The sequence below is a fragment of the Corallococcus sp. 4LFB genome (assembly GCF_046520365.1).
Classification (GTDB): domain Bacteria; phylum Myxococcota; class Myxococcia; order Myxococcales; family Myxococcaceae; genus Corallococcus; species Corallococcus caeni.
Window position 1 is genome coordinate 1 of the sequence record NZ_JBKGHJ010000544.1, and the last position, 5,189, is coordinate 5,189.

Sequence of the window (5,189 nt, forward strand, 5' to 3'; positions counted from 1 at the left end):
CAGCGGCCCGGGCGCGACGGCGCTCGGAGACGTGGGCGAGGAAGCGCGGACCACCGCGGCGGTCGCGTGGACCGGAGCCGCTTCGGACACGGGGCCCGCGCCCGCGAGCACGGCGAGACCGGCCAGGGCCATCCACCGTGGCGCGGCGTGACGAGACGGGACCGGCGAGGGACGAACACCGCGGGGGCGGGACGGCTGGCTCGGCATGCGGAGCTCCCGGTGGGGAAGGGGAGCCCTGTTATACGACGGCTGCCGGCCCGGACTCGATAACGCTAAGGTCGGCCCACCATGGCCGGACGCGTCTTCTTCTTCCTCCAACACGCCACGTACGAGCCCGCCTTCCAGGCGGCCTCCATGGGCATCACCGCCGCCGCGATGGGCGACGACGTCTACTTCGTCTTCGCCTTCGAGGCCCTGCGCCAGCTGGTCCGGGGCGGCTTCGGCCTGGCGCACAGCGAGCGCGAGCGCACCGAGGCGGCCCGGGCCGAAGGGCTCAACGTCCCCACCCCGGCCCGCATGTTGGAGGAGGCCCGCGCCCTGGGCGCGAAGCTCGTGGCCTGCGACACCACGGTCCGCATCTGTGGCCTCTCGCCCCAGGAACTGCACGGCACGCTGGACGACGTCATGGGCCTGGCCTCCATCTGGCGGCTGACCGAAGGCGCGCGCGTCCTCACGCTGTGAGCGGGCTCCGGGCCGGTTCCCACCCTCCAGGAGGAGGCGGATGTCCGACAGGGGAAACGCACCTGCCCTCGGGGATCGCCTGACGTTGCAACTTGGCAGCACTACCTGAATGGAACCTGCCTGCCGCGAGTCGCTGTAGCCTCGGTGGGCATCCACGCGTTACGCTGCGGCATTCGCAGTTCGTTGTTCCCCCCCTGGAAGGAAATCCTCAAAGCCTATGCGCGCCAAGTCGACCCCCCTGAGCGCACTGCTGGCCGGCATCCTCGGTGTTGCCGTGATGGCCGGCTGTCAGACCTATGACTTCGAGCCGGTGGATCCGCTCGCGATCGCCCAGACGACCGTGGAGTCGGTGATCACCGCTCGCAAGAGCAAGCCGGACGTCATGCTGCTGGTGGACATCTCCGGCTCGATGACGGAGCCGGTCAACAAGGACCTGGTCGTCAACGGCCAGCGCGTGTGCGACCTCACGGACGATCAGGGCCGGACCTTCACCTGTGCCGAGGATTTCCCCTGCGACACGTCGAAGTGCCCCACGCGCTGGTCGGAGCTCCAGGGCGCCATGGGCCCCTTCCTCTCGGAGAGCGGCAAGCTGGTCCGCTTCGGCCTGACGACCTACCCGGCGCCCACCACCTCGACGACGCCGACCGCGGCGCAGCTGTGCGCGGCCGCCACCACGGGTGAGAGCGTCCGCGCGGTCATCCCGGTCGACCTGGACTCGGACGAGGACCTGCAGAACTACGCGCTCCAGGTCAATGCGAAGCTGCAGGCCATCCCCAACGCGGGCGCGAACCGGCCCAAGGGCGGTACGCCGACGAGCGGAAGCCTGAAGTTCGCGGGCACGCTCCTGACGCCCAACTCCCAGGACCGCGATCAGATCGTCATCCTGCTCACCGACGGTCTGCCCAACTGCAACGAGTTCAACGAGTACAACGGCAGCATGCCGGAGTGCCGCTGCACGCTCGCGTCGGCGTCGCAGTGCACGGTGGTGCAGAGCCCGTATTACAAGCGGGGCTGCCTCGACAAGAACGCCTCCGTGCAGGAAGTGGCGGCGCTGAAGAGCAACGGCATCAAGACCATCGTCATCGGCTTCGGCGCGGAGACGTCCTCGGGTGACGGTCCCGCGGTGCTCAACGAGATGGCGCTCACGGGCGGCTTCGCGCGGGATTGCAAGGTGGACCTGGACTGCGGCACGGGCGACACCTGCAACCTGAACACCGGCTTCTGCAACCGCGCCTTCTACCAGGCGGCCAACCGGGAGGAGCTGGCGTCCGCGCTGAAGGCGATCAGCGAGGAACTCGCGATCGGTGACCCCTGCTTCATCAAGCTCGATCCGAGCCAGCTGCCCTCCAACGACCAGCTCATCGTCGTCTACATCGACGGCGAGCGCACGCTCGCGGGCCCCGACACCTGGTCGCTGAGCGAGGCCGGCGTGACGTTCACCGGCAGCGCCTGCGCGAAGCTGGAGTCGTCGCGTCCGGAGGACCCCATCAGCGTCGAAGTGCGCGCCATCCGCAAGCTCTAAGCCGGCAGGCAGGCGGAGGCGGCTTTACGCGGGCGGAGGCGGGGATTATAGGGTCCTCGCCGCCGGTCGCCTCCGCCATGAAAATCACCGTCCTCTCGCGTTCCGCTTCCATCTCGTCCACGCGGCGGATCGTCGAGGCAGGACGCGCGAGGGGGCACCGGGTCCGCGTGCTCAACCCGCTCCGGGTGCAGATGCATCTGGACGGGGGCAGCCAGGCGACCCTGCTCTACGACCGCAAGAAGCTCACGCCCACCGACGTCGTCATCCCGCGCATCGCCCTGTCCATCAGCACCTACGGGCTCGCGGTGGTGAACCAGTTCGGCCTGGCGCGCGTGCCCCTGGTGAACCACGCCCAGGCCATCGCGCAGTCGCGCAACAAGATGCGCGCGCTCCAGCTCCTGTCCGCCCACGGCATCGACGTCCCCGCCACGGTGATGGCCCGGGACGCGGCCCACCTCAAGGAGATGGTCGGGCTCGTGGGTGGGGTGCCCGTGCTGGTGAAGCTCCTCCAGGGCCAGGAGAAGCACGGCGTGATGGTCTGCGAGAGCCTCCAGTCGCTGGAGGCCGCGCTCGAGGCGGTGCTCGGCCTGGGGCACAACATCGTCATGCAGGAGTACGTGAGGAGCACCGGTCAGGACGTGCGCGTCCTCGTGGTGGGTGGCCAGGCCATCGCCGGGGTGCTGCGCAAGCCGCGTCCCGGCCGTCTCTCGCACACGCTGAACCGGGGCGCCCGGCTGGAGGCCCTGACGCTGTCCCCCGGCCACCGCGCCACGGCGGAGAAGGTCGCCCGGCTCGTGGGCCTGGAGGTGGCCGCGGTGGACATCCTGGACGTCCAGGGGCACCCCAAGGTCTTCGAGGTGAACAGCTCGCCCGCTCTCCTGGAGATGGAGGCCGCGACGGGCATGGACCTGGCCACCCCCATCATCGAGCGCGCGGAGGCCCTCGTCGCCGGCGCCGCCCCCGTCTGGAGCGCCGCCCTGGAGACGCCGCAGGCCCTGCTCCCGCCGCCGGAGCGCAAGGGCCCCGTGAAGGTGAACGTGCCGCGGAGTTAGAAGAGAAAGCGCTCCCCGAGCGTCCGAAGCCCCGGTATACGAACGCCGCCTTCCTGGAGACACCCATGCCCAGCCCCCGCCGCCTCCCGACCCTGGCCCCCCTGCTGCTGACGCTCGTCGGCGCGCCGGTGTTGGCCCAGGACGTGGACCCCGCCACCCTCTATGAAGTCACCACCGAGGGGACGTCGACGCAGGTGAAGGCCGGAGGGCAGGGCACGTTCGTGCTCGCCATCAAGTCGAAGCCCGGCGCCCACGTCTCCGACGAGGCCCCGCTGAAGCTGGAGCTGACGGGCACGCAGCTGACGCCCGCCCAGAAGACGCTGACCCGTGAACAGTCGGTGGCGAAGAAGGCCGCCGGCCAGCAGTTCGTGGATCCGCGCTTCGAGGTCCCCTTCACCGCGGTGTCCGCCGGCAAGGGCACGCTGGACGCGAAGCTGACCTTCTTCATCTGCACGGAGAAGATCTGCGCCCGTCAGAAGAAGACCTTCTCGCTCCCCGTGGAGGTCCAGTAACTCCCATGCGAGAGCGCTCCCCCAAGCCTTCCGGTGGCGACCGCGGCGGCCACGAAGCCCCGCGCTACGTCCATGGCGTCAACCCCGTGCTGGAGGCCCTGCGCGCCCACCCGGACGCGGTGGAGCGCCTCTTCATCGTCGACGGGCAGGTGGGCGCCAAGGCCTCGGGCGAGCTGCTCAGCCGCGCGCGCGACGCGGGCGTCCGGGTGGAGAAGGTCGGCCGGGAGCGGCTGACCTCCATGGCGGAAGGCGGCGTGCACCAGGGCGTCGTCGCCGAACTGCGCGGCTTCCAGTACGTCGAACTGGAGGACGTGCTCGACGCGGCGAAGGCCAAGGGGCAGCCCGCGCTCGTCGTCGTGCTCGACGGCATCCAGGATCCGCACAACCTGGGCGCCATCATCCGCTCGGCCCACGCGCTCGGAGCCCACGGCGTCGTCCTGGCCAAGGACCGGGCCGTGCAGGTGACGGGCACCGTGGCCAAGGCCTCCGCGGGCGCCGTCGAGTACTGCCCCATCGCACGCGTCACCAACATCTCCCGCGCCCTGGAGCAGCTGAAGGAAGCGGGCCTGTGGGTCGCGGCCGCGGACCTCGAGGGCGCCGAGCCCCTGTGGAGTGCCCGGCTGGACGGGCCCCTGGCGCTGGTGGTGGGGGCCGAGGGGGCGGGCGTGAGGGAAGGCGTCCTCAAGCACTGCGACTTCCGCCTCCGGATTCCCATGGGCGGTCAGGTCGGTTCATTGAATGCGTCGGTTTCCGCCGCGATTCTGCTATACGAGGTCGCCCGTCAGCGGGGCCGTCCTTCCCGCTGATGACCCCGGATCAATCTCCTTGACTTGGAGAGTGGGGGCTTCTAAAAGGTCGCGCCTCTCAAGTCGCTGCCGAGGGGTTGACGGTCCGCTCGGGAAGAGGTAGGGCGGGGCAGTTGCTGAATGGATGCCGGTGTAGCTCAGTCGGTAGAGCAACTGATTTGTAATCAGTAGGTCGCGGGTTCAAATCCCGCCGCCGGCCAGGTAGGACGGGCCGCGGATAAGGGCCCGGGACGCAGCAGGATGGGGTAGAGAGCAGCACGCAGCACCACAAGCGAATATCTGGAGAGATGCCCGAGCGGCCAAAGGGAGCAGACTGTAAATCTGCCGGCTCTATGCCTACGGTGGTTCGAATCCACCTCTCTCCACTCGGCAATGCGGGAATAGCTCAGTTGGTAGAGCGTCAGCCTTCCAAGCTGAATGTCGTGGGTTCGAATCCCATTTCCCGCTCCAACCGTTGTAGTGCATCGCCAAGCCCTGATAGCTCAGTTGGCAGAGCGCATCCTTGGTAAGGATGAGGTCACCAGTTCAATCCTGGTTCAGGGCTCCATTTTTCGAGGAGTGTCATGTCCAAGGAAAAGTTCGATCGCAGCCTGCCCCACGTGAACATCGGAACGAT

5 protein-coding genes and 4 tRNA genes are annotated in these 5,189 nt (G+C 68.8%); all 9 read left to right on the forward strand.

Features of this window, described 5'->3' with window-relative positions; genetic code table 11:
* Positions 1–288: 288 nt before the first annotated feature.
* Entirely contained in the window at positions 289–681 is a 393-nt protein-coding gene (locus ACLEQD_RS36420; RefSeq protein WP_410390485.1) for a hypothetical protein, read from the forward strand.
* Positions 682–898: 217 nt separating this feature from the next.
* Positions 899–2,203: an adventurous gliding motility lipoprotein CglB gene (gene cglB, locus ACLEQD_RS36425; RefSeq protein WP_410390487.1), complete on the forward strand. Its 1,305-nt coding sequence runs from the start codon at positions 899–901 to the stop codon at positions 2,201–2,203.
* 77 nt (positions 2,204–2,280) lie between these two features.
* Complete coding sequence (locus tag ACLEQD_RS36430; protein WP_410390489.1) at positions 2,281–3,255, forward strand: RimK family alpha-L-glutamate ligase; 975 nt, start codon at positions 2,281–2,283, stop codon at positions 3,253–3,255.
* 65 nt (positions 3,256–3,320) lie between these two features.
* Positions 3,321–3,767 (forward strand): hypothetical protein, encoded by a 447-nt coding sequence (locus ACLEQD_RS36435; RefSeq protein ID WP_410390491.1) that lies wholly within the window; start codon positions 3,321–3,323, stop codon positions 3,765–3,767.
* 5 nt (positions 3,768–3,772) lie between these two features.
* Positions 3,773–4,573 carry a 23S rRNA (guanosine(2251)-2'-O)-methyltransferase RlmB gene (rlmB, locus tag ACLEQD_RS36440; protein ID WP_410390493.1) on the forward strand — a complete coding sequence of 267 codons (801 nt, stop codon included), beginning with the start codon at positions 3,773–3,775 and terminating at the stop codon, positions 4,571–4,573.
* A 126-nt stretch (positions 4,574–4,699) separates the two neighbouring features.
* Positions 4,700–4,772 (forward strand) — tRNA-Thr (locus ACLEQD_RS36445).
* An 82-nt stretch (positions 4,773–4,854) separates the two neighbouring features.
* Positions 4,855–4,938 (forward strand) — tRNA-Tyr (locus tag ACLEQD_RS36450).
* 9 nt (positions 4,939–4,947) lie between these two features.
* Positions 4,948–5,023: transfer RNA gene (locus ACLEQD_RS36455), tRNA-Gly, on the forward strand.
* Between the two features lie 21 nt (positions 5,024–5,044).
* Positions 5,045–5,120: transfer RNA gene (locus ACLEQD_RS36460), tRNA-Thr, on the forward strand.
* The last annotated feature ends 69 nt before the right edge of the window (positions 5,121–5,189 follow it).